At 34.4% G+C, this 25,376-nt stretch carries 20 protein-coding genes, 4 pseudogenes and 2 other annotated features; of the genes and pseudogenes, 13 read left to right on the forward strand and 11 right to left on the reverse strand.

Annotation, left to right across the window (positions count from 1 at the left end):
• Positions 1 to 152: 152 nt before the first annotated feature.
• Positions 153 to 408 (forward strand): annotated as a pseudogene (locus tag NSQ40_RS11320) (sensor histidine kinase); the annotation flags it as partial.
• Positions 409 to 423: 15 nt separating this feature from the next.
• Here NSQ40_RS11320 and NSQ40_RS11325 read toward each other — a convergent pair.
• Positions 424 to 1,509 (reverse strand): DUF418 domain-containing protein, encoded by a 1,086-nt coding sequence (locus NSQ40_RS11325; protein WP_033796113.1) that lies wholly within the window; start codon positions 1,507 to 1,509, stop codon positions 424 to 426.
• On the reverse strand, positions 1,499 to 2,095 hold the full coding sequence (locus tag NSQ40_RS11330) for a TetR/AcrR family transcriptional regulator (RefSeq protein ID WP_033796114.1): 597 nt from the start codon (positions 2,093 to 2,095) through the stop codon (positions 1,499 to 1,501). The genes NSQ40_RS11325 and NSQ40_RS11330 overlap by 11 nt, the downstream gene beginning before the upstream one ends.
• A gap of 320 nt (positions 2,096 to 2,415) precedes the next feature.
• On the opposite strand from NSQ40_RS11330, the gene NSQ40_RS11335 reads away from it, so the two are divergent.
• Positions 2,416 to 3,924: a M36 family metallopeptidase gene (locus NSQ40_RS11335; protein ID WP_258248461.1), complete on the forward strand. Its 1,509-nt coding sequence runs from the start codon at positions 2,416 to 2,418 to the stop codon at positions 3,922 to 3,924.
• A gap of 116 nt (positions 3,925 to 4,040) precedes the next feature.
• On the opposite strand, the gene NSQ40_RS11340 is transcribed toward NSQ40_RS11335, so the two are convergent.
• Together NSQ40_RS11340 and NSQ40_RS11345 are read right to left on the reverse strand one after the other, a co-directional pair.
• Complete coding sequence (locus NSQ40_RS11340) at positions 4,041 to 5,534, reverse strand: NAD(P)/FAD-dependent oxidoreductase (protein WP_003197324.1); 1,494 nt, start codon at positions 5,532 to 5,534, stop codon at positions 4,041 to 4,043.
• A gap of 317 nt (positions 5,535 to 5,851) precedes the next feature.
• Positions 5,852 to 6,331 (reverse strand): hypothetical protein, encoded by a 480-nt coding sequence (locus NSQ40_RS11345; protein WP_258248462.1) that lies wholly within the window; start codon positions 6,329 to 6,331, stop codon positions 5,852 to 5,854.
• Positions 6,332 to 6,601: 270 nt separating this feature from the next.
• Positions 6,602 to 6,813, forward strand: a binding site (T-box leader).
• 105 nt (positions 6,814 to 6,918) lie between these two features.
• Here NSQ40_RS11345 and aspS point away from each other — a divergent pair.
• Together aspS and NSQ40_RS11355 are read left to right on the forward strand one after the other, a co-directional pair.
• Positions 6,919 to 8,217, forward strand: a complete 1,299-nt coding sequence (gene aspS, locus NSQ40_RS11350) for an aspartate--tRNA(Asn) ligase (RefSeq protein ID WP_033797324.1) — start codon at positions 6,919 to 6,921, stop codon at positions 8,215 to 8,217.
• Positions 8,218 to 8,381: 164 nt separating this feature from the next.
• Positions 8,382 to 8,631 (forward strand) — a binding site (T-box leader).
• A gap of 117 nt (positions 8,632 to 8,748) precedes the next feature.
• A complete protein-coding gene (locus tag NSQ40_RS11355; RefSeq protein WP_033797325.1) occupies positions 8,749 to 10,089 on the forward strand; it encodes a sodium-dependent transporter in 1,341 nt (446 codons plus the stop codon).
• A gap of 107 nt (positions 10,090 to 10,196) precedes the next feature.
• Here the strand turns inward: NSQ40_RS11355 and NSQ40_RS11360 are convergent, their stop codons facing one another.
• Genes NSQ40_RS11360 through NSQ40_RS11370 form a run of 3 tightly spaced genes read right to left on the reverse strand, consistent with a single transcriptional unit; the run spans position 10,197 to position 12,771 of the window.
• Entirely contained in the window at positions 10,197 to 10,898 is a 702-nt protein-coding gene (locus NSQ40_RS11360; protein WP_003197333.1) for a hypothetical protein, read from the reverse strand.
• Positions 10,899 to 10,928: 30 nt separating this feature from the next.
• Positions 10,929 to 11,861, reverse strand: a complete 933-nt coding sequence (locus NSQ40_RS11365) for an ABC transporter permease (RefSeq protein WP_033797326.1) — start codon at positions 11,859 to 11,861, stop codon at positions 10,929 to 10,931.
• Entirely contained in the window at positions 11,854 to 12,771 is a 918-nt protein-coding gene (locus NSQ40_RS11370; protein ID WP_003197336.1) for an ABC transporter ATP-binding protein, read from the reverse strand. Before NSQ40_RS11370 ends, NSQ40_RS11365 begins: the two co-directional genes overlap by 8 nt.
• Positions 12,772 to 12,973: 202 nt before the next feature.
• Between NSQ40_RS11370 and NSQ40_RS11375 the strand changes: the two genes are divergently transcribed.
• Positions 12,974 to 14,710 carry a response regulator gene (locus NSQ40_RS11375; RefSeq protein WP_445684662.1) on the forward strand — a complete coding sequence of 579 codons (1,737 nt, stop codon included), beginning with the start codon at positions 12,974 to 12,976 and terminating at the stop codon, positions 14,708 to 14,710.
• 119 nt (positions 14,711 to 14,829) lie between these two features.
• A pseudogene (locus tag NSQ40_RS11380) lies at positions 14,830 to 15,744 on the forward strand (alpha/beta fold hydrolase).
• A 50-nt stretch (positions 15,745 to 15,794) separates the two neighbouring features.
• Here the strand turns inward: NSQ40_RS11380 and NSQ40_RS11385 are convergent.
• Both NSQ40_RS11385 and NSQ40_RS11390 read right to left on the reverse strand, forming a co-directional pair.
• Complete coding sequence (locus NSQ40_RS11385) at positions 15,795 to 16,370, reverse strand: nucleotidyltransferase family protein (protein WP_003197342.1); 576 nt, start codon at positions 16,368 to 16,370, stop codon at positions 15,795 to 15,797.
• Between the two features lie 33 nt (positions 16,371 to 16,403).
• Positions 16,404 to 16,811 (reverse strand): annotated as a pseudogene (locus NSQ40_RS11390) (lipid II flippase family protein); the annotation flags it as partial.
• A gap of 237 nt (positions 16,812 to 17,048) precedes the next feature.
• On the opposite strand from NSQ40_RS11390, the pseudogene NSQ40_RS11395 reads away from it, so the two are divergent.
• The 7 genes and pseudogenes from NSQ40_RS11395 (at position 17,049) to NSQ40_RS11425 (ending at position 24,041) form a co-directional block, all read left to right on the forward strand.
• Positions 17,049 to 17,714 (forward strand): annotated as a pseudogene (locus NSQ40_RS11395) (HAD family hydrolase).
• A 234-nt stretch (positions 17,715 to 17,948) separates the two neighbouring features.
• Positions 17,949 to 19,388, forward strand: coding sequence for a GntP family permease (locus NSQ40_RS11400; protein WP_018766439.1), 1,440 nt, complete (start codon positions 17,949 to 17,951; stop codon positions 19,386 to 19,388).
• A 108-nt stretch (positions 19,389 to 19,496) separates the two neighbouring features.
• A complete protein-coding gene (locus NSQ40_RS11405; protein WP_098101082.1) occupies positions 19,497 to 20,711 on the forward strand; it encodes an iron-containing alcohol dehydrogenase in 1,215 nt (404 codons plus the stop codon).
• A gap of 43 nt (positions 20,712 to 20,754) precedes the next feature.
• Entirely contained in the window at positions 20,755 to 22,194 is a 1,440-nt protein-coding gene (locus NSQ40_RS11410) for a GntP family permease (RefSeq protein WP_098101083.1), read from the forward strand.
• Between the two features lie 114 nt (positions 22,195 to 22,308).
• The gene (locus NSQ40_RS11415; protein WP_033796120.1) at positions 22,309 to 23,031 is read left to right on the forward strand and encodes an aspartate/glutamate racemase family protein; all 723 of its coding nucleotides are present in this window, start codon (positions 22,309 to 22,311) and stop codon (positions 23,029 to 23,031) included.
• Between the two features lie 99 nt (positions 23,032 to 23,130).
• Complete coding sequence (locus NSQ40_RS11420; RefSeq protein WP_006094725.1) at positions 23,131 to 23,604, forward strand: SAM-dependent methyltransferase; 474 nt, start codon at positions 23,131 to 23,133, stop codon at positions 23,602 to 23,604.
• Positions 23,601 to 24,041, forward strand: a complete 441-nt coding sequence (locus NSQ40_RS11425) for a GNAT family N-acetyltransferase (RefSeq protein ID WP_016114691.1) — start codon at positions 23,601 to 23,603, stop codon at positions 24,039 to 24,041. The genes NSQ40_RS11420 and NSQ40_RS11425 overlap by 4 nt, the downstream gene beginning before the upstream one ends.
• Before the next feature lie 190 nt (positions 24,042 to 24,231).
• Here the strand turns inward: NSQ40_RS11425 and NSQ40_RS11430 are convergent, their stop codons facing one another.
• Positions 24,232 to 24,771, reverse strand: a complete 540-nt coding sequence (locus tag NSQ40_RS11430; protein ID WP_003197361.1) for an HAD-IIIA family hydrolase — start codon at positions 24,769 to 24,771, stop codon at positions 24,232 to 24,234.
• Positions 24,772 to 24,797: 26 nt separating this feature from the next.
• Positions 24,798 to 25,229 (reverse strand): GNAT family N-acetyltransferase, encoded by a 432-nt coding sequence (locus tag NSQ40_RS11435; RefSeq protein ID WP_003197363.1) that lies wholly within the window; start codon positions 25,227 to 25,229, stop codon positions 24,798 to 24,800.
• Positions 25,230 to 25,376 lie beyond the last annotated feature (147 nt).

Below are 25,376 nucleotides of genomic sequence, written 5' to 3' on the forward strand. Positions count from 1 at the left end.
ACATCTGTCAGTCAATCATACAGAAGCGATTTTAGGAACGTTATGAATAAAGAAACTGATGATTTCCTCAGACAAAAACAAAGCATCTCATTACTATTGAGATGCTTATTCAAATCAAGCATGAATTAACTATTATTATTTAAAAGAAATACAACAATTTATTTGATCTTTCAAAGTTAGAAAGTGGACAAGGAGCTTTTCATCCAAGTTTAACACATGCGGACAGAGCTCTGTTAAGAGGTATTAGAAGCTCATTCGGTCTTATTAACGGACAAACGTATCGAGTTAAAAGTGTAAGTCTCCAATACATTACCTCAACTTTGGATTATGCCATGTAAAATAGTATGTGTTATCAGTAATTTATTACATAATGTTATACAGTATTCCCCTATATATGGAAAAATAGAGTGATAAATTAATAACTTATCCAGTGATTTTTCTCATAACCCACTCTATAGGTCCTCTAGACAATTTATTTCTCCATAAAATACTAAATAATATACTAAAAATGAAGAAACAAATGGCAAATATTAATACGAAAGATAAAGATTGATTTTCAAGTCTGTGTAAAAGGATCAATGTTCCGATGCCTAAAATGACGTGACTTACATAATGAGTTAAAGTTAATTGTCCGGTTTTAACGATGGCCCCAATAAACCAATTTTTTTCATACCTCTCAGTAATAAATAAGCAAAGGATCAAGATTATTAAAGCAGATCCGGTGGCAGATAAGATGTATAAAATGTTTGGTAAAATAGGTCCTGTATTAAATAAAAAGGTAGAGGGTTCTTTTCCGATATAGGGGATGAAAAAATGAGTCAATACTTTTGACAACAATTCAGCAGTTGTTGAAATGATTAGGCTGATTATTAATAGTTTTTTTCTAATTTTATTATTATGAAGATCCATTCGTCCAATCAGCATACCAACTAAGAAGAACGAGAACCATGGGAAAATAGGGTGGTAGCCGTTAAAGAATAAATTACGGAGGAATCCTTTTACTGACCAGAAATCTATATAGTTTATAAAAGGAATGGGGCCTCCCCAGCCTTCAAAGGCATTAAAGGTTAATTGGAGGTATTGTGCAATGAGTAAAATGAGTATCGATAACCAAAGCAATATCTTTTTATTTATTGTAATGAAGAAGGCTGCAATAAAGAGATACACGCCGTAGTAGTGTAATATATCACCTGTCCAGTCGATTGTGTATAACAATAAGCCTAATACAAATAAGAACAACGATCGCTTCCAAATCATTTTTCGACTAGCCATAATTTTAATTGGATTACTACTAGAAACGGATGATTTAGTCATAAGGGAGATTCCTATACCTGCAAGTATGACAAATAGAGCAGAAGCGCGACCCTCAAATAGTGACATAAAGGCTATTAACCATGGAGGGCCATTACCTTCAGCCCCGGTTATAACCATGAAATTAACAATTAGCATTCCAAACATAGCCCATGCTCTAGCAAAATCTAATCCAATAATTCTTCTTTTAATTTCCATGGGAAACACGTCCTTTAAATATGCTATGCACAGCTTCAATCCATATTTGTTTATAATCCATGTTTGTATCAAACATCATGAAATTCCCGATATTATCAAGCACCAATGCGAGCATATGAGCTTTGGCTGTCAGGTTATCATCCTCAATAAGTTGCAATGAATTTGCTTTAGTAAGAAGTGCTTCAAATCCCTTTAAATATTTTCTTTGTATGGAAAGGAGCCGTTCATTATAATTGTTATTTCTAGATGCAAGTAACAAGTATTCTTGTAGGACACGGTTAAAATAAGGATCTTTATCTTGTTCATCGATCATGTTTACACCAATTTCAATACATTTTTCAATAAAATTGTTTTTTGTAAATTCATCAGTCTTAAAGAAGGTTGAAAATTGAACTGCCTGACATAGCTCATCAAATAAGCCTTCGATTAACGCATCTTTAGATTTGAAGTAATAATAAATAGATGGTTTTGCGATTCCGACTTCCTCGGCAATCATTGTGTATGTGGTCTTAGCGATTCCGTGCTCTGCGAATAAACGATAGCTTGCCTCGATTATTGCAGAAAGGGTTTCCTCACTTTTACTCATAATTGAGCCTCCTAACATGTAAGATCATATTCAGAATAGCATGCATTAAAACATTTTTCAACCTATCGTTAGGTAAAAAACAGCCCGTTTTTTATTGCCACCATATGAGTTACGACTGGTAAATGTCTAATTAAAAACAAACATTTCTGCTTAATATCCATAGCGAATAATATCTTTCGAAAGTATTTATCATTTTGATACACAAATATTGAGAAAATATTACTTTCTTTATTAATATAAAAAAGATAAAGGTAATATAATTGATCTTATAGAATTACTCGTACATTCAAAATTTATTAAGAGAGTGGAGAGTGATTCTAATGTTCAAAAAAAGGATGGTAGCAATTGCTACAGCAATACCGTTAGTGTTAGGTACAGTATCGGTTGTTTCAGCGGTAGAAGAGAAACAAGTAAAGATAGACAGGTATTCTCCTCAGGAAAAAGCAGCCGAATATTTAAAAGCGAATGCCGCGCAATATTCATTAAAGACAGATTTATCAGACTTGCAGTATATTTCAACTACTGATACACAGGTAGCTTCATATGTTAGATTTCAACAAGTAGTAAATGGTTCCCCTGTATTTTCAAAACAAATAACCGTGACTCTTAATGGGAAAGGACAAGGGGTGCTTGCTGTTTCTGATTATCAACCTGTTCAAAATGTGAAAGAAATAAAGCAAAAAATTAGTGAAAAAGATGCAGAGCAAAAATCAAAGGTATATGTTGGTGGAGAAAGTGAACAAAATTTATGGGCTCCAACAATGAAAGAATTCGGGTATATCATTGAAGAGGGAGTTGCCATTCCTGTATACCGAGTTGTAGTTCACTCTAATCAACCATTTGGTGCATGGGAAACATTCATTGACGCTGAAAATGGAAAACTACTAAAAAAGGTAGATATAAACCGTAAAGCGGAGGGAACAGGGAAAGTGTTTTTGTCGAATCCTGTCGTAACAAGTGGTAGTGTAACTGGATTAAAGGATAATAATGATGCAGATTCAGCAGCATTAAATAATCAATTAAAAACAGTTACTTTAAAAGGTTTAAATGGAACAGGCTTTTTAGTTGGAGATTATGTCACAATTTCTTCAAAGGCAAAAACAAAATCTTCAACTCTTCAATTTAATTACACACGTTCAAATGATAGTTTTGAAGATGTAATGGCATATTATCATATCGATACTTTACAACGTTATATCCAGCAAATAGGATTTAAGAACATTAACAATCGCTCTATTAAAGTAAATGTGAACGGAACGAGAGATGATAATTCTTTCTATTCTCCGTCAACAAAAGATTTAACATTCGGAACTGGTGGAGTAGATGATGCTGAAGATGCAGGAATCATCGCACATGAATATGGGCATTCGATTCAAGATAATCAAGTTCCGGGCTTTGGTAGTTCTCCAGAAGGTGGGGCGATGGGAGAGGGATTTGGAGATTTCTTAGGTGCAACTTATGAAGATGCTACATCAACTACAGGATATGGAAAAGCATGTGTAGGAGAATGGGATGCGACTTCTTATTCAAGTTCAAATCCAACATGTTTGCGTCGATTAGATAATAATAAGGTGTACCCAAGAGATGTGCAAAATGAAGTACATGCAGACGGAGAAATTTGGTCCCAAGGAGAGTATGAAATGGCACAATCCTTTGGCCGTGATGTAGCCACAAAAATCATTTTACAATCGCACTGGTCATTAACGCCAAATGCTAAATTCCGAGATGGGGCAAAAGCGATTAAACAAGCAGATGCTCTTCTATATGGTGGGCAACATGCGGCGGAAATTGATCGGATTTGGGCGGCAAGAGGAATTAGTACAAATTAAGAATATGAATGAATAATAAAGAAACCCTGGCATAACACCGATTATGCCGGGGTTTCTTTATTATTTGTATTTACTATCAAAAATTACCTATCCAGTCATCTAGGAGTTTTCCAGATTTATTGATTCACTGGCGTATAGGCTGTCTGAGAGAAAGTAGGTACAATTTGATTTAATACTACATCTAATGATTGACCATGGGCTAGCAAGAGTTCATCAAGGAAGCGCTGTCCTTCAGTAGATGAAGTGAGAATGGTAGTTACTAGCTGTGGATCAAATATAGTATGTGGTGAGATTGCTAATGAGTTTACTGCCCAATACATTCCGTATAATTTGAAATCACGCTCGGTTGTGGCATATTTAAGAAATAAATCCATATATTTTTGGCCAAAAGAAATCCCTTTCAATTGCTGTGAACTCACATATTCGACACCTTTCCACTGCAAATCAGTAGCACAATTGAGCCACCAAGCTGGTTCGATTACATCTTGCATTTTTTTGAGAACTCTTTGTTCGAAATGAGGGATAGGGTTATGTTGTTGTTCTTGCAAGCAAGACTCGAGTACTTCTACTTCAATTGCAGCAACGGTCATTCCTTGACCGAAAATTGGATCGTAAATACAGAATGCGTCTCCCAAGACTAACAATCCAGAGGGCCATCGATCCATTTGTTCAAAGTGATGACGAAACAGTTCTGGAACACGATAACTCCGAGGAGAGGATATTGGTTCAAACTCATGCAATGTTTCTCCAATTATCGGACTTGGGAGCTGGGAAATAACCTGCTCAAACTCTTCGGCATTTGTAGGAGGATAATGTCCACCAGGACGATAGATTAGCACCTCGGCTATATTATTTTCAATAAAGGAAAAGACACCTGTAAAAGTTTCTTTAGTTGGCTGCCCTGCAATATTGATTGTGTCCCATTTTTCTGTGAGATGTAGTAGGTGGAAGGGAACCTTATAGCGGCGAGTACTATATCCAAGGGAGACTTTCAAGCGATCTGAATCTGGCACATCATAACCCTGATCTTGAAGCCAATTTACGAGTTTAGAGGAACGACCACTAGCATCAACTATCAAATCAGCATTTAGTGTTCGTACTTGTTCAGATTTTCCGCGTTCTGAGACTTGGACTCCTGTAACAGTTGTTTGATCAATCGTCATTAATAAACCAATTACGTTATGATTTGTGAGAAAACTAATATTAGAAATTTTTTGTACTTGTTTACGAAGTGTCCATTCAAGCAAAGCTCTACTGAATTTGACATCATTCCGTGGATATTGCATTTCTATCGTACCGTATTGATTCATGTTATGGATGGTTTTATTTAGTACTGAGGGTGCACCTTGTGCTGCTAAATCATTTTCATAGCCTGGAAAGAGTCGTTCTGTAATTAATTTACCACGCTGGGTAAAACGATGTGGATGGAAGGCTTGTGGAGTACCAGGACGGTTGTCAGGTCTTTCTGGAAAAGTATCTTTATCGACTATAAGCACTTCTTTATAGTAGGTAGAAAGTACTCTTGCAGTTAGTAACCCTCCAATACCACCCCCAATGATAATTGCTCGTTCTGTTTTTCCTGTTGTTAGTGCATAGTTGGTATGAGTCATAATTTTCAACCTCCATTTATCAGGTGAATTTTAATCAGTATTTTTCATTCCACATTGGTTATTAGTGATTGACTGAGGTTTTTCCTGCTTGCTAAATTAAATATTCTGCATTAAGGTCATTTAATGGAGCCACGCTAGGAAGTTGAAAGGTAGTTAGAGTTTTTAAAGGGAAAAAGAATGATACAAAAAAGCGTCATTCTTTCCTAATATTTTTTAGAAAGACCAACGCAATTTTCCATTTAATATATTTGTTTTATAAGTTTGAAGATATAGATATGATTATTGCAAGAAATCTTTTCTAATCTTGTAGAAGAATTTTATTTTTGAGATTCCTTAAAAACAAAATGCTCTTTAAACTTTCTTCCCTCAACTTTTTGACCATTTCGCATTGCACGGAAAGGATGTTCTTGCCATGTAATCATGACATCTACCTCGTTTGTTTTTACAGAAACAGGGAAATTTGCATGTTCAAACCCTGTTTTTCCACTTGCTAATCGAGATTCTTTTAAAGAAAAGAGTTCATATTTTGTTTCCGTGTTTGATTCATTTCGGAATACTTCCACTTGTACGTTATATACTTCATCTTTTCCAATGTTTTGTACTGAGAAGTGATACGTGTGAAAAACATCTTTTTTAGGTTGTAACATGTTTTTGTCTGTTTTCTTTACTTCGTCAATATTTACTTTCCATTGTTTTGAATTCTGTGAGATGGGTAATGATTGTGGGGAATAAGCGTATGCTTGATTTGTCATTATCGTGCATAATAGTAAGAGTAAGAAACTTATAATTTTTCTCATGTATAGACCTCCAGAAGAAATTTACTAATAATATGCCTAGGAAAACAAATTGTTATGTAATGAAATAGTTTCTTTCTGAGTGGAAGGGGAAGTCATGATGCAAAAGAACTTGAAGAAGTGGCAAATCAAACTGATGTTGTGTTATTGAAAGGGTCGCGAGGAATGACATTAGAAGAAATTGTTTCAGAATGGATTTGAAATTAAAATCAGAAAATAATGAAAAAACACCTTGCATTTTCTCTTTTAAAGGAATAGAATACTCTGTAAATATAAAAAGTGATGAACAGGAAAAATACATGATGTAAGGGTCTCCAGAGAGCAATCAACTGCTGAAAAGATTGCGATACCGCATGATGGAAAGACACCTGTGAGCGTTGTTTTGAACGTGAAGGTTAGTAAAAGCAAACGGTACCTACCGTTATCAGGTTTAAGATGGTCAGTATGACAATTTGGGTGGTACCGCGGAAAAATCCGTCCCTATTTATAGGGGCGGATTTTTGTATTCTTTGAAAGGAGGTGAGTGGCCGTGGATGATGATGATGATAACAATAATGTAAATAAATATGAAAATATAGGAGGAAACAATAATGGATCAATCAATGAAGCGGTCACTCGTTCGTGAATGTAAAACATGTAGTAAAAAGGTGGTTTTACTACAAGGTTGGGTGAAAAAAATTCGGCATTTGGGGAATATCAGTTTTTTATTATTACGTGACCGAACAGGTGTTATTCAATGCGTGTTAGAAAAAGAATTAGCGGGATATAAAGTAGACGTAGAAAGTGTTGTTCAAATTATTGGCGAACTTGTGGAAACCACAAAAACAGAATTAGGTGTGGAACTGCTTGTAGAAGAAGTAAAAGTGTTAAATACTGCTGAGCCACTTCCTTTTGAAGTGAATAAAAGAAAGCTGCAAGTTGGTTTAGATCAAATGTTGAATGAGCGCGTCATATCGCTTCGGCATGAACGGATACAAGCCATTTTTACGATTCAATCTACGCTCGTACAGGCATTTAGTGAATTTTTAATAGAGAACGATTTCACACGTATATTTACGCCGAAAATCGTTTCTCAAGGAGCAGAAGGGGGAGCGAATGTTTTTAAACTCCCTTATTTTCAGAAAGAGGCATATTTAGCTCAATCTCCTCAGTTTTATAAACAGATGATGGTAGCAGGTGGTTTTGAACTTGTTTTTGAAATTGCTCCTGTTTATCGAGCTGAGCATCATAACTCTTCTCGGCATTTGAATGAATATATATCATTAGATGTAGAGATGGGTTTTATTGAAGACTTTTATGAAGTGATGGCATTAGAGGCAGATGTTTTACGTTATATGTTTGAACAAGTACGACAGAAATGTGAAAAAGAATTAGTGCTCTTGCAAGTTACGGTTCCTATAATTACAGAAATTCCAAAGATTACACTTGCAGAGGCGCAGAGCATTTTAAAAACAAAGTACCAAAAAGAATCACCAGCAGGCGACTTAGATACAGAAGGGGAAAAACTAGTTGGAAAATATGTGAAGGAAACATACGGTAGTGATTTTGTCTTTATCACACATTATCCGAAAGAAGCGAGACCGATGTACACGATGCCGAATAAAGAAAATCAAGCTGTTACGGATTCTTTTGACTTATTATATAAAGGATTAGAGATTACATCAGGTGCGCAGCGAATTCATGAGTATCGTATGTTACTTGCTTCTTTTAAAGAAAAAGGGTTACAGCCAGAAAACTTCGAGTCTTATATTAATACATTCCGATATGGATGTCCGCCTCATGGTGGTTTTGGGATTGGGTTAGAAAGGCTTGTATATAAGTTTTTAGAACTATCAAATGTGAGAGAAGCGAGTGCATTTCCGAGAGATTGTACGCGTCTCGTGCCATAAAGAAAAAGAATCTTCGCGCTTGTTGCGAAGATTCTTTTTTAGTGATAGAAATTTGTATAGTTAAGTTTCTTTCTTTCGACAAAAAAATAAATAACTTACTTGACAGTCATAAATATAACCGATATAATTCGTAGTAATTTCAAAAGAAATTATATTCAGAATATTAGAGTGCGTTGAATAGGAGTAGTAAGGTCATGTGTTTGTACAGAGAGCTATGGGTTGGTGTGACATAGTCAAATGACATCCTGAACTCGCCTAGGAGCAGTAAGGTGGAACAGAAGTCTAATTCTTAGTAAATCTTAACGGTTAACCTTCGATAACAGGTTTGTAATCAAACGATTACTGCTAAGGTGGATTCATAATGGAATCAATAAGGGTGGTACCGCGTTAAGTAAATGGCTTAGCGTCTCTTTATATATAGAGATGCTGGGCCATTTTTTATTATATATAGGAAGAAATGGAGGGTTTATTTGTATTGGTTAATAATATTTATTTATTAATATAAAAAGATGTAATTAGGAGGAAAATAGGATGAAACAGACGGAGCAGTGGACTTCGAAATTAGGATTTATAATGGCTGCAGCAGGATCTGCAATTGGGCTTGGAGCAATATGGAAGTTTCCTTATATTGCTGGAAAGAGCGGGGGAGGAGCATTCTTTTTAATCTTTATATTGTTTACGGTATTAATAGGTCTTCCGTTATTGATAGCTGAATTTATGATAGGGCGCAGTACACAAAAACAAGCAATCGGAGCATTTAAAAGTATCGCACCAAATACAGGCTGGCATTGGATTGGGCGTCTTGGCGTTGGAACTTGTTTTATTTTGTTATCATTTTATAGTGTTGTTGGTGGCTGGGTACTAATCTATTTATTCAGAGGAATAACTGGACAACTGATTACACCGCAGCAAAATTATAGTTCACTATTTACAGAAACAATTGGGGATCCGGTTTGGGCAATTGTTGGCCATTTTGCTTTTATGTTTATTACGATTTGGGTTGTATCAAAAGGGGTACAAAATGGAATCGAAAAAGCGAGTAAATATATGTTACCAGCATTGTTCGTTCTGTTTGTTGCTCTTATTGTACGCTCCTTAACACTTGATGATGCGATGAAAGGAGTCAAATTCTTCTTACAGCCTGATTTCTCAAAAATCACATCAGAAAGTATTTTGTTTGCAATGGGGCAATCATTCTTTGCTATTAGCATTGGGATATCCATCATGGTCACGTATAGTTCTTATTTAAATAAAAAAGAAAGTTTGCCACGCTCAGCGGTAACAATTGTTGGACTAAACTTATTTGTTTCTTTATTCGCTGGTCTAGCTATTTTCCCAGCAGTATTTTCACTAGGAATGGAACCGACAGAAGGACCAGGGTTACTATTTATTGTATTACCTTCAGTTTTTAGTCAAATTCCATTTGGTAGCTTTTTCTTAACAGTATTTCTTGCACTATTCACATTTGCAACGTTAACATCTGCGTTTTCACTACTTGAAACGGTTGTTTCAGCACTAGCGAATGGACAGCAGGAAAGAAGAAAGAAATTGTCATGGATCATTGGATTTTTAATTTTCTTAGTTGGTATCCCATCTGCACTTTCATTTGGTGTATGGAATGATATTACAATCTTCGGTAAAAATATTTTTGATGCGGTAGACTTTTTATCTAGTAATATTTTAATGCCACTTGGAGCTTTATTCATTAGTATTTTCGTTTCATTTAAAATGGAGAAAAAGGTATTAGAAGCAGAATTTTTTGTTGGCGGTAATTACGGGAAAGCATTGTTTACTTGCTGGGTGTTTTTACTTCGATATGTTGCTCCGATTTCGATTGTTATTGTCTTTTTGAATGTGATTGGGATTATTTAAAATTAAATAATTGAATATTCCGAAATTATTAAGGTGTATTTAAGGAAAAAACCAACCGAATTATTAAAAAATGCGGTTGGTTTTTATCCTGTATAAGTAAATCAATTTTATTTATTAAAAGTTATTTTCCCTTTAACATTATTTACTTTTATTTTATCGCTTTTAGCACCTAAGATGGTAACATTCTTTTCAATATTATTGATAGCGGCTGAACCATCACCAATTTTGGCTCTTATAGATCCTTTTATATCCTTAATAACAACTTTGCCGTTGTTATTATCAAGATTAATGTCAGACTTTGTATGCACAATATCTACATTTCCATCTCTATTTGTGACACTTACAGTTCCATTAACGTTGGAAATGTCAATATTACCGTTGACATTAAGTATATTTATATCTGAATCGAGGTTAGAGATTTTGATATCGCCGTCTCTATGAGTTTTTTTAAATTCAACTTTTATGTTTTTAGGTAATGATAGTTTGACATCAACCCAAGTTTCGCTATTGCTAAAAAATTGTCCATCAAAAGAAGTGTTTAAAGTTGCAATTCCATTTTGGGCTGAAAGATCTAGTTTTAATTTATCCATGCTGATACCTTTAGCCTTTGCAGTAATAGAAGCTTCTATTTTATCTGATTTAGGATTTGTTGAAATATCAATATTGCCGTTACGGTTATCTAATGTTAACGTTTTAACATCAGTAGCGGATAGCTCCAGTTGTTGTTCTTTTGTTTTACTTTCGGAATTTGAACAACCAGTAAGTATAAGAGTTATTAATATACAGAATTTAATCCATCTTTTTTTCAATGTATTTTCCTCCAGTCTTTAATAAAAAATTTAAGCGACATCTTTTTTTACGAATATGGGGTATGCAATTCCATGCATGATGAATATATGAATTAGGATAAATAGTATAGAAAAACTGAAAGTCATGCCCTCTACAGGGGGATTCTCATATACGAAACTTGATAAATCCGTATGAGAGAAGATGAAATATTTTGTCCAGCTGAAACCTTTTAATGAGATACTCATGACAAAACCCGCAATTGCTACTAAAAGAGAAAATACGATAGAGAATGTAGTGCTTTTAAACGCCGCTGAAATCATAAAAGCTAAAGTTACAACAATAATTAAGTAAGGAATCTTAAATAATAAGCTACCAATTAGTGCCTGAAGGAAGCTTGTTTTTTGAACGGCATGATCTTTGACAAATAAGTATTCACCATTTATTCCATCAAAGCCTAAAAGAATGCCACTAAATAGAATGGAAAGAAGGAACGTCATTACGATTAAGAAAAATCCAAATAATAAAGTAGAAATATATTTAGAAAAATATATTTGTGTGCGAGTAGCGGTTCGTGTTAATAAAAATTTAATTGTACCGGATTGAAATTCACTTGCAACAATTTCACCAGCTATTATGAGTGTAAGAATGGAGATAGCTATTAAAAAATTTGTACTTTGTCCAATCGTAAAGAACCATGCATTGTTTGTTGGTTTTATATTACTGTCAATGTAATAATTATTTAGTAAAAGTTTTTTTTCATTTTCTATTTTTTCAATAGGTAATTTTAGAGATTCTTTTTCAACTTGAAGTAATGCATTTTCTTCAATAAGAGATGTCTTCCAGTCATCCCCATAATTAACTTGGCTGGAAAGCTTTACGTTTAGGAATTGAATGAAAATAAATACAACCATAACACCTACCATAATCCAAGTTCTTTTTCGTTTGAAAATTTTCATATTTTCATTTTTTATTAGATTAATCATTGTGCACTTCATCTCCAGTCATTTCAATAAATTTGTCTTCTAAAGTTGTTTTAATGGTTTGAACACCATAAACATTCACTCCATTTTTGGCTAATGTATCGCAAATTTCAGGTATATGTTCTTTACTTATTTTGATCGTAATGACATTTTGATTTGTTATGATTTCTTCACCTATTACTGATTTTTGTAAGAGTGGGATTGCTAAGTCTGTTCGGTCTACTTCAAATTGTACAGCTTGTATCTGTTCTTTCGTAATATCTTTTATATCATGTATACCAATTAAATCTCCTTTGTCTATAATAGCGATGCGATCACACATCATTTCCATTTCGGCCATTAGATGGCTTGAAACAACAATTGCTACATTTTCGTCTGTAGCTAGTTGTTTTAAATGAAACCTTAAATCTCTAATTCCTTGAGGGTCTAATCCATTTGTAGGTTCATCTAAAATGAGAAGGGCAGGTTTGTGTACCAAAGCAATTGCAAGAGCAAGCCGCTGTTTCATTCCTAAAGAATAAGTGGAAACTTTATTATGAATACTTTTTTCCAACCCAACTAAAGAAACAACCACATCTAAACGTTCTTTTGGAATATTAGGTGTCATTCTAGAGAAGTGAAGGAGGTTATCATAGCCAGATAAAAATTTGTATAAATCAGGATTCTCAACAATCACTCCAATATGTTTCATAGCTTCTTTAAAGTCTTTGCTTGTGTCTTTTTTGTTAATTGTGACTGTTCCACTGGTTTTGGAGATTAAGCCAACAATCATTTTAATTGTAGTGGATTTTCCAGCACCATTTGGGCCTAGAAGACCAAGAATTTCTCCTTTTCGAGCATCAAATGATAATTGATTAACGAGTGTGCGCCTTCCAATTTTCTTAGTTAAGTTCTGTACTTTTAAAATACACATATTTTGTTCACTCCCTTAATATTAGTGACATGTTTCGGCTACTAACATAGCAAAAAGAATGTAATATAAGGCAGTGACAAAGTGTCATAACCTTGCTATGATGAAAATGGAAAAATAGGGGATATGTATAATATTCATCTTGATAGGGGGTATATGAAAGTTGAATGACATAAAAAATAAGTTACTTTGGCAGGAATGGGTAATGATACTTATTCGGATCACTTGGATTGTTGCAATTGTTACTTTGACATATCAAGATAATCCAAACTTTCCACTTGAGATTGTTTTTATAAGTACATTTCTGTCTTATGTCATACCTGTCATATTATATAAATTACAAAGTGAATTATATGTAGTAACAGAAATTATCTTAGTAGGTGGACTTTCGCTTTATTTTGCATATACATATCATTTGGCTCAGTTTTTATCTCCTGCAATTTTAACGCTTGCATTTTTTTGTCGTGGAAAAGTAAATTTCTATGCATTACCTGCAATGATAATTATCTGTGTATTGGGAGTTTTCTTGAATTTCGGGTTTGATCGAAATAAGCTGCTTCTAAGTATATTTGATGTTCTCTTTATATATGGCGTAGGTCATTTACTACAAAGAGTTGTTTATTCTATGGATGCTATTAAGAAAAAACTGAAATTGATTAAAGATAAGAATGCAATTTTAGAACAATATTCGTCCCAAGTAGAAAGAATAACTTTGCTTGAGGAAAGGGATAGAATGGCAAGAGAATTACATGATACGATAGGATATAAATTTACTTCGGTTATATTGAGTATGGAAACATTACGACCACATCTAGCAACCAAGGAGGGAGAGGGAAAATTACAAGAAATAATAGATATATCACGATCTGCATTAGATAATATTCGAAGACAGGTTCACGAAATGGATCCTCAAGAGGAATCAAATCTAGATGTGTCTTTATTGAACTTAATAGAAGAGTTTAAAAGTAATACAAATGTTCATGTTGTTTTCCGTACGGTTGGAGAATATTATCCAATGGCTAAAAAACTGAAGAGAACTTTCTGTCGGTGTTTACAAGAGGCAATGACAAACGCAACAAGACATGGGGGAGCAGAAACGATACAAGTTCTTTTACAATATCATAAAAATTATGTGATGCTTCAAATACAAGATGACGGTATAGGCATGGAAGTTATGCAGGAGGGCTTTGGTTTATCGGGAATGAGAGAACGCCTAAGTGAATATCATGGAAATTTGAGTATTGATTCCACTAAGGATACAGGAACAATTGTGACTTGTTTGATTCCGACCTTACATAAAGAAGAATCATTTGCCCAAGATAAGATTCATATATTAATAGTAGATGATCAGCCTATCATTTCAGATAGCTTAGAACTTTTATTGGATAAATACGGTTTTCGCGTATCGGTTGCGAATAGTGGGGCACAAGCCTTAAAGCAATGTGAAGAAAGGCAGCCAAATGTTGTTCTTATGGATATACAAATGCCTAAGATGAATGGGATTACAACAATGAAGAAAATCAAAAATAGGTGGCCAGATACTAAAATAATTATGGTCACAACTTTTGAAGAAACTTCTAGTGTTTCAGAAGCGATTGAAGCGGGAGCAGAGGGATATGTACTTAAATCTGTTCAACCAGAAGAGTTAGTAGCGGCTATTCGATTAGTACATTTAGGTGGGACAATGCTATCTCAGGACGTGGCGACTCGCTTATTTAAAGAATATAGTCCAATGCCGAAAAAGCCTCCTTATGAATTGACTCCTCGTGAAATGGACGTATTAGGATATCTTAAAGAAGGACTTCGATATAAAGAGATTGCAGCAAAGTTATTTTTATCAGAAGGAACTGTAAGAAATTATGCTTCTTCTATTTATATGAAACTTCAAGTATCAGGAAGGGGAGAAGCTGTAAAAAAAGCATTGGATGAAGCTTTTCTATAAAAATTTAAAATGGAGGATGAGAAAATGTACTATTATGTTACGGATATATAACATGTACGGATTCGTGGTCCTCCTATTTGTATATGGTGTCGAAATATAAAAAATAGGAGGAGAAAGAGATGAAACAAGAAAAAGAGGTGCTATTACAAGGTAAAATGGTGAAAGTACGCGGAAAAAAGCTGTATGTGGAGATGCATAGATCACTAGAGAAGCATCCTGTATTGTATCTTCATGGAGGTCCTGGAGAGATGTGTTTTGATTTTTCCTATCATCAAGCACATAGATTACAAGATTCTTTTCGACTCATTGCCATTGATCAACGTGGGGTAGGACGTTCAGAGGAAATTGGACAGAAAGAGCCATTTGGATTGCAAGATCTTATCGAAGACTGCGAAGAGCTAAGGAAGATGTTACAAATTGAAAAATGGTCTGTTATTGGACATTCCTTTGGTGGGTTTCTAGCGTTGTTTTATGCAGAAATGTACCCACAATCTATTCAAAAAATTATTTTTGAAGGGCCAACGTTTGATTTTGCATTAACTAGTAGAGCGTTATTAAAAAAGACAGGAACTTTGTTAATGGAGTATGGGAAAGAACAGCAGGGAAAAGAGTGTATAGCTATCGCAGAGAGTAATGCTAGTCCAGAGGAATTGCTAGAAGCTTATTCGAAATTAAGTGATGAATTAGAAGAAAACAGAATGGAAATATATAATTAAGTTGAGGATGAAACGGATTATAGTTTATATAGTGAGGGAGAATGGGAAGAGTTTTATAAGCGTTCCGCAATTCATTTTATAAGATTGAAAGAGGAAGGGGAAATTTATCAATCTTTATTATTAAAATTAAAAGATGTCGAGAATCCAATGTTGCTAATCATAGGAAAACACGATGTAGTAACTTGTGAAAAACACATTGAAGTATTTCAAAGAGATACTCAAAATGGTAAAGTCATAGTCTTTGAAGAATGTGGTCATACACCGCATTATGAAGCAGCGAATCAATTTGCAGAAACGGTAATTGATTTTTTGAAGTGAATTAGAAAAAGGTGCTTCATAAAAATGAGAAGCACCTTTTTTCTTCATGTTTAAATTTCAGGATGGAAGATTGTAATGTTAGGCCATTTACTTTGCCAGTTCTTTTTTTGTAATCTTTTTTTATACATATTAGTGCGCTCTTTCGTTTCGAGGAAATGAGGTGTTGGCTTCACCTGTAACGTGAGAACATCTTCTATTCCGCAAGGGGCGGTTAATACAATATTATCTTGGTCATCTAATGTAACTCCAAGAGCAGTCGCTGTTTCTGGGAATTTAGAAATTGCATCGACTGAAGATGAATAAGGTGGCATGTTATTGACTACATGCATGCGAGCTTGATTTTTCACTGACCATGGAATAGTAGAATCTATACTTTTAAGCTTATTTTCTAATTTTTCTTCGGTGGATTCACTTATATGTAATGGGTCAAAATAGATGATATCTATATCTGGCGTTAGAGTTCTTACTTCGTATCCATGGAGAACATCCCAAATTTTAGAACGAACAAACCCAGCACAAATCCACCAATCAGGAAGTTGTAATGATTTTGCTGTCTGCAATATTTCCATCATCCAAGTATCGTTTTGTATGAGTTTAATAATATCTTGTTCTGTTTTCATATGCATACATATCTCTCCTTATTAAATGTGCTCTTTCATTACATGTTTTTTTGTATACTTCAATTTTTGTATATTGTTTGTTTTCATCATTCGAATGAATGAACCGCCTGTTTCAAAGTTTTGAATTACATACCCAAATAGCTTTGTGAAAGTAGGATATAGAATAATTGCGAGCAGTGTACCGATGGAAGCTGTGAATAAAACGAGACGTATTGTTCTTTCTAAATCAATAGAAGAGTCTATCTTGGCCTGATCAACGATACCGCCAAGTAAAAAAGCTTGCAGTAAGTTGGATGTTCGTGAAACCAGCAACACCAACCCAACTACGGATAGGGAAACAGCAATCTTTTTTTAACGCATACCTGCTAAGTGAATACTATAAGAACTCGTTTCGACTGCATGGATGATAATCGTGAAAGCCATTATGAAAATTAATGTTATCGTCACCTTTGGTCACCATTTTTCTATGAAATTATACTTATAATACAACAAGAACATAGTTTTGAGTATATATATTCGTGGCTCAGACTGTTGGGAAGAAGCTAATGTGTGAAAAAACAACATAAATATTCAAAATAAATAAATATTTTGATAATATAGAAAGGATGGTGATTTTTCTGTTAGAGGGGGATTTGTGTCATGCATACATATTATAGTAATCGTGCAAAAGAGTATGAAGCAGGGATGTATACAACATTTCTATTTGATTTAGATGGAACATTAACAGATCCGAAAGAAGGAATTATAAATTCGGTTTTATATGCATTGCGAAAAATGGGAATAGATGAACCGAATCAGAAAGAGCTAGATTCTTTTATTGGTCCACCAATTCAGCATTCGTTTGCAGATAGATACGGAATGGACGAAAAACAAGTAGAGCAAGCTGTTACATATTTTCGTGAATATCTAAAGCGAAGCGGCCTACTTGAGAATAGTGTATATGAGATGATTCCCTATATTTTACAAAAGTTAAAAGATGAAGAGAAACGATTATTTGTTGCAACTTCAAAACCCACTGTATTTGCAAAATAAGTTTTAGAACACTTTAACTTGATTCATTTTTTTGAAGAAATTGTAGGCAGTAATTTAGATGGAACTCGAATAAAGAAAGATGAAATTATTGAATATATTTTGCATACAAATCCAGAGTTGCAAAGAGAAGAGATAGTGATGATTGGGGATAGAAAGCATGACATGATAGGAGCTAATTGTAATGGGATTGACTCTATCGGTGTATTGTATGGATATGGGGATGAAGAAGAATTAAAAGAAGCAGGGGCGACGCATATTGTGAAACATGTCGAAGAGTTGCGAAGCTTTTGTGCAAAAGACAGAAGTTTTAAAATATAAAACAAAAAAGCAAATCCCTTTATAACGAGTAATAGTTAAATCGTTTTCGTTTAAAGGGATTTTTCATATGTAATAGAATAGTAATAAATATGCTATTTTAATTATAAAAATTTTGTTAGAAAAGGGGGAGGAATGTCAGTATTTGAATCGTTATAAAAGCGATATTTTGTAGGGATACATAGAAAAAATCCGGATTAAAAAGATTGAATTTTCAGTCGAAGGAAGGTGAGAGAATTGGAGCTAGTTATTATTTTATTAGCACTTAGTTTACTTATGTTTGTTGCCTATAGAGGATTTTCTGTTATTTTATTCGCACCGATTTTTGCTCTATTTGCAGTATTTTTAACAGAACCTAGTTTTGTACTGCCTTTCTTTTCGAATATTTTTATGGAGAAAATGGTAGGCTTTATTAAGTTGTATTTTCCAGTTTTCTTACTAGGTGCTATTTTCGGTAAAGTAGTAGAAATGTCTGGAATTGCAGATTCTATAGCTAAGACAATTATTGAAATAGTGGGTGAAAAACGGACCATTTTGGCTATCGTTTTAATGGGGGCTGTTTTAACTTATAGCGGTGTGAGTGTTTATGTTGTTGTGTTTGCAATATATCCATTTGCTGCAAAATTGTTTCGTCAAGCGAATATTCCGAAGCGCTTAATACCTGGAACAATCGTTCTTGGAGCTGTCACGTTTACGATGGATGCACTCCCAGGATCACCGCAAATTCAAAATGTAATCCCGACAACATTTTTTAAAACAGATATTTATGCAGCACCTATACTTGGTATTATTGGTGCTATTTTTGTCTTAACGTTAGGATTGATCTATTTAGAGAGTCGACGTAAGAAGGCGAAAGCAGCTGGAGAAGGATATTTTGGTTTTGAAGATGGGAATTCTGAAATGGCAGCATCACTGGAGTTAGAGCAAAAGAATCATACTTCTCTTCAAAGTATTAAAATTTCAAGAGTACAGCAAGTCGTTGCTTTTGTACCACTTATTTTAGTAGGAGTTATGAATAAGTTTTTTACAATAACAATACCAAAATGGTATCCAAATGGTTTTGATTTTTCCTCAATTGGAATGAAATCGTTTGGTAAGATAGAGTTAAGCGCAGTACTTGGTATTTGGTCTGTAGAATTAGCACTCATCATTGGGATTATAACAACGCTTTTATTATATTGGAAGCGTGTTGTAACAGGATTTCAAGCAGGATTGAATACAAGTATTGGAGGAGCATTGCTTGCAACAATGAATACAGGAGCAGAATTCGGCTTTGGTGGCGTAATTGCAGCACTTCCAGGGTTTGCGATTATGCGAGATAGCATTTCTGCAACATTTACTAATCCACTCGTAAATGGAGCGGTGACAACGAATATTCTTGCTGGTATTACTGGTTCAGCATCGGGAGGAATGGGAATTGTATTAAGTGCAATGGGAGATAAATTTATTGCAGCGGCAGAACAATATCATATTCCACTTGAAGTTATGCATCGTATTGTTTCAATGGCATCGGGAGGGATGGATACACTTCCACATAACGGAGCAATTATTACAATCCTTACTGTTACAGGATTGACACATAAACAATCGTATCGTGATATATTTGCTGTGACAATATTGAAAACGGTCGCTGTATTTTTAGTAATTGCTTTTTATATGTTTACAGGAATCTACTAATAAATTTATTAGTCTGGGAGGAAATAATTAATCGAAGTGGAATATTACATTTGATAATTTATACAATGGAAATTTCACATTATAAAATATTTAGTAGGGAAAGAAGGAGTGGGTTATTTGCAAGAAATCGCAGAGTTTCGTATGCCAAAGAACGTTTTGTACGGGAGAAATTCACTGGATAAATTAGGAGAACAAGCAATTAAACTAGGGAAAAAAGCTTTCATTATCAGTGATTCTATTATGAAAAAACTTGGTTATATTGATGCGTGTGTGAAACTACTAAAAGCGAAAAAAATAGATGTTATTACTTATGAAAATGTAAATGCGGAACCAACAAATATTCATGTTTTAGAAGCGTTAACGATATGTGCAGAGTCAAAATGTGATTTTATTATTGGGCTTGGTGGAGGAAGTTGTATTGACGCAGCAAAAGCTGTTGCAGTTCTGTTTGCGAATGGAGGAGAGATTGAAGATTATGTTCAAAATCATGTGGAAATAGAAAAGCAACCATTACCCCTTATTGCAATTCCAACAACATCTGGTACAGGCTCAGAAGTTACAAGTGTTGCTGTTATTACAAATACAAAAACAGATGTCAAAATGATGATTAAGCACCCAAATTTCACGCCACAAATCGCGATTATCGATCCCTTATTGACACGTTCTGTTCCACCGAATATTACTGCAGCAACAGGTATTGACGCACTATGTCATGCAATTGAAGCATATCTTTCTAGATTTTCGCAACCGCTTACAGATGTATTAGCACTTGCAGCAATTGGAGCGATTATGAAACACTTGCGGATTGCCTATGAAAAGGGGACAGATATAGAAGCACGAGAAGCAATGATGATTGCATCCTTACAAGCTGGCATTGCTTTTTCAAACGCATCGGTCACTTTAGTCCATGGAATGTCACGCCCAATTGGAGCACTATTTCATGTACCCCATGGTATATCAAATGCGATGTTACTACCAGCAGTTTTAGAGTTTACAAAAATTTGCTCAGTCAAACGCCTCGCAGATATTGGGCGGATTATAAATCCGGAATTACATTCATTATCTGATGAAGAGCTTGCTAACCATGCTATTTTTGAAATAAAGAAACTCTGTTTGGATCTACGTATTCCTAATCTTAGGGAGTACGGAATTGATCAGGTTGAATTTGAAAATGCTCTTTCAAAAATGGCGAAAGATGCATTGGCTAGTGGGAGTCCGAGTAATAACCCACGCATCCCTTCTTATCATGAGGTGAAAAAATTATATCGTATATGTTTTGACTATCAATATGAAAATTCTATAAGTACCTCAATAGATTTCTGAATATTATTAAAATATTTCCACGGAAATGAAAAGGGGGCAGGAGATGGAATTAGTAATTATTTTATTGGCTCTTTGCATGCTGATGTTTGTTGCCTATCGTGGTTTTTCGGTTATATTATTTGCCCCAATTTGCGCGCTATTTGCGGTTTTATTAACAGAGCCAAGTCACGTATTACCTTTTTTCTCTAATATTTTTATGGAAAAAATGGTTGGGTTTATTAAATTATATTTTCCAGTATTCTTACTCGGAGCAATTTTCGGTAAGGTAGTAGAAATGTCAGGGATTGCGAAGTCTATTGCAAAAACAATTATTCAGCTAGTTGGTGTCAAACGTTCCATGCTAGCAATTGTTCTGATGGGTGCTATATTAACCTATAGTGGCGTCAGTTTGTTTGTAGTTGCTTTTGCGGTATATCCATTTGCAGCTAATTTATTTCGAGAGGCTAATATTCCAAAACGATTAATACCAGGAACAATTGCTCTTGGAGCAATTACATTTACAATGGATGCTCTTCCAGGGACACCGCAAATTCAAAATGTTATTCCAACGACATTTTTTAAAACAGACATTTATGCAGCACCATTTCTTGGAATCATTGGAGCGGTCTTTGTATTTCTTGTTGGTATGTTGTATTTAGAAAGAAGACGAAAAAAGGCAGAGGAAAGTGGTGAAGGTTATTACGGTTGTGGAAATGAGAATTCTGAAATGGCAGCCACAACTGAAACAGAACAAAATATAAAACCAGCTATTCATACTCCCGAAATTACACCACTTCGCCAAGTACTTGCTTTTATACCGCTTATTTTAGTGGGGGTAATGAATAAAGTTTTTACAGTGATGATTCCAACATGGTATCCAAAGGGATTTGATTTTTCATCTATTGGATTAAAAACATTTGGCAAAGTGGAACTTTCTGGTGTGCTAGGCGTATGGTCTGTTGAACTGGCACTATTAATCGGAATTATTACAACGATAATTTTAAATTGGAAACGCTTATTTACAGGATTTCAAGCTGGCTTAAATGCAAGTATTGGTGGTGCATTGCTTGCTGCTATGAATACTGGAGCAGAATATGGTTTTGGGGGAGTTATAGCAGCATTACCCGGCTTCGGTGTCATTCGGGACAGTATTTCTACGACGTTCACAAATCCTCTCGTAAATGGTGCAGTTACTACAAATGTCCTTGCGGGAATTACTGGATCAGCATCAGGAGGAATGGGGATTGCTTTAAGTGCGATGTCGGAGAAATACATTGCGGCGGCAGAGCAATATAATATTCCATTTGAAGTGATGCATAGGATTATTTCAATGGCATCAGGAGGAATGGATACATTACCACATAACGGTGCTGTCATTACATTATTGGCAGTAACTGGATTAACACATAAGCAATCCTATCGTGATATTTTTGCAATTACTATTATTAAAACAATAGCTGTATTTGTTGTGATTGGTGTTTATAGCTTAACTGGAATTGTATAAGAAAGAACTAAAAAAGGACATTTGTTTGTTTAACAAATGTCCTTTTTGTTATGTTAAAATTACATAATAATGTTGTATAAATTTTAAATGAGAAAATAAGGGGGAATGGGTAAGATGAAAATGATAGGTCTTATTGGTGGAATGAGCTGGGAGTCTTCTTCTGAATATTATCGCATTATTAATGAAGAAGTAAAAAAGAGGTTAGGAGGATTACATTCCGCGAAATGTCTTTTATATAGCGTTGATTTTGAAGAGATTGAACAATATCAATCTGAAGGTGATTGGGGAAAAGCGGGGAACGTATTAGGAGAAGCTGCATATTCTCTTGAGAAAGCTGGTGCAGACTTCATTGTTATTTGTACGAATACAATGCATAAAGTGATTAGTAATATTAAAGATAAGGTGAGTATTCCTATTTTACATATCGCGGATGCAACAGCTATGGAAATAAAGAAACAAGGAATTCGATCAGTTGGTTTACTCGGAACGAAATATACAATGGAACAAGATTTTTACAAATCACGTATAGAAGAAAAGGGTATGAGAGTAATGATACCAAATGAAACAGATAGGGAATTAGTAAATAGAATCATATATAACGAGTTATGTTTAGGAAAGGTTAATCAAACATCAAGAGATTCCTATAAAGAAATAATAAATCGTTTCGTACAAAATGGAGCAGAAGGAATTATATTAGGTTGTACGGAAATAGGGCTATTAGTAAAACAGGAAGATTCTCAAGTTCCTTTATTTGATACAACTTTTATACATGCTGTTGAAGCTGTAAACATCTCTTTAGGAGGTTATTTGGATGTGGTGAAAAAGAATAAAAAATAATTACATAACTTTATTATGTAAACTAATCCGATTGTGTCGATGGAAAATATTCAGAAGATACTTTATAATGTAAGTGGTTACAAAAAAGGGGGAGTATGGATGTTTTCACTTCGGCCAATTGCTTTTGTACATAATGAAAGAAAAATGATAATGGATGATGAATGGGGAGATGTACAATCTCTTATTACATTAACGGATTCATATGCAGAAGAGAGTATACAAGGAATTGAAGATTTTTCACATATTGAAGTAATCTTTTATTTTCATAAAGTGAAAGATGAACAGATTCAATATTCGGCTAGACATCCACGAAATAATAAGGAATATCCGAAAATAGGTATTTTTGCACAGCGGGGGAAAAATCGTCCCAATCGATTGGGGGCGACAATTGCAAAAGTTGTAAGGCGAGAAGGAAAATCAATTGTAGTTGAAGGATTAGATGCAATTGACGGTACACCTATATTGGATATAAAGCCTGTTATGAGAGAATTTTTACCGAATGAAGATATTTTACAACCTGAATGGGTAACGGACCTTATGAAGGAGTATTGGAAAGGAAGCGAAGTAAAGTGAAAATATATGAAGCGACAATTGAAGATTTAGATGGAGTAGCATCAGTATTTAATAATTATCGTACCTTTTATAAACAAGAGTCGAATGTGGAAGAAGCACGAGTATTTTTGCGTAATCGCATAGAGCGAAAAGAATCTGTAATTTTTGTAGCTGTTGAAGATGGGGAGTATCTTGGATTCACACAATTATATCCTTCTTTTTCATCAGTTTCGATGAAAGAATTATGGATTTTAAATGACCTATTTGTACAAGAAGGTAAACGCGGCGCAGGTATTGGAAAAAAATTATTAGAAGCGGCTAGAATTTTCGCACTAGAGAACGGTGCAAAAGGATTAAAATTACAAACAGAAATAGATAACATATCAGCACAGCGATTATATGCCGAGAATGGATATTTGAGAGATAATCGTTATTTTCATTATGAATTAACTTTCTAAATTCAATATTAATACAGGCGAAAATACAAACCGAACTCTATTATTCAACGTATATTACTATTGTGCCAGTTCCTATGAATACAACGTACAATATTATTTGCGATTGCTTGTAGATTTGTATATGAAAAATAAAACCCCTAACATATTACTTTTGATTAATATGTTAGGGTTTTTTTAAATAAGGTGCTTCTTAAATTTGTGTTGTAATTCGTTTCAGAATCCAAATGACAGCATCTTGAAAGTTTTCTGCAATATAATCTGGTTCAATATCAGCCCATTTATCGCGATATGTATGTAATGCGTCATGCCCGGCACCCGTTTGAACTAATATCGTTGTTGCATTCACATTTGCGCCAGCAACGATATCAGTCCAGCGATCGCCAATAACGATACATTTTGTTAAATCAAGCTCATGTTTTTTTGATGCTTGCAGAAGCATACCTGTACTTGGCTTTCGACATTCGCATCCATCTCCATGTCTGTGAGGACAAAGATAGATGTCATCAAAACCAAAAGCTTCTAGTTCTTGAATAAAATCTTCTATACTTGCTTTTCCATCAGCAATACCAGGTTGATTTGTAAAGGAAAATAGTTTTATATTTTGTTCTTTTAATGCACGTAAGGCGTCTTGTGTAAATGGAAATAAGGTAAATTCACCAGGATAATGTACGATAGTATCTCCTCCGATGGTTCCATCACGATCGATAAATATTGCTTGAATGTTTGTCATAATAGTAGTTCCCTTCAACTAGTAAATTAAAAGTATTTTACAAATCGATATCCGTTTATTTCGTATCCTAATTTTTTATAGAATGGATGAGCATCTGTTCTTTGCGTACCACTTACAAGCCATGTTCCAATACAGTTATGCTCTTTAGCTAACTGTTCAGCATACTCCATTAAAATTTGTCCAATTCCTTTTCTTCTTGCTGTGGAGTCAACACTAATAATGGATATTTCCCCGTATCGTGTCACATCTTCTAAGTTCTCACGTATACGAAATCCAAGGAATCCAAATATATGATCATCTTCTTCGTAAACATATAAGAAGTCAAATGGGCTCATTTCAACAAATTGTAAGCGATTTTGCATGTCTACATAAGAAATATCAGAACCTTTTAATTCTTTTGTTAGTGAACAAAGTGCTTCTATATCGTTCACAGTTGCTTTTCGAATGTGAGATTTCATACTCTCAACTCCATCTATAAATATAAATTAACAACTCCAAATGTTAAATATTCTGTTAAAAAGTGTTTTTTCCTGCTAGTAGTACGAATATAAACATTTAATATATTAGATATATAGAATAATATTTTAAGAAGAAATATGTTATGA

This window comes from Bacillus sp. FSL K6-6038 (assembly GCF_038050455.1).
Lineage (GTDB): Bacteria > Bacillota > Bacilli > Bacillales > Bacillaceae_G > Bacillus_A > Bacillus_A pseudomycoides.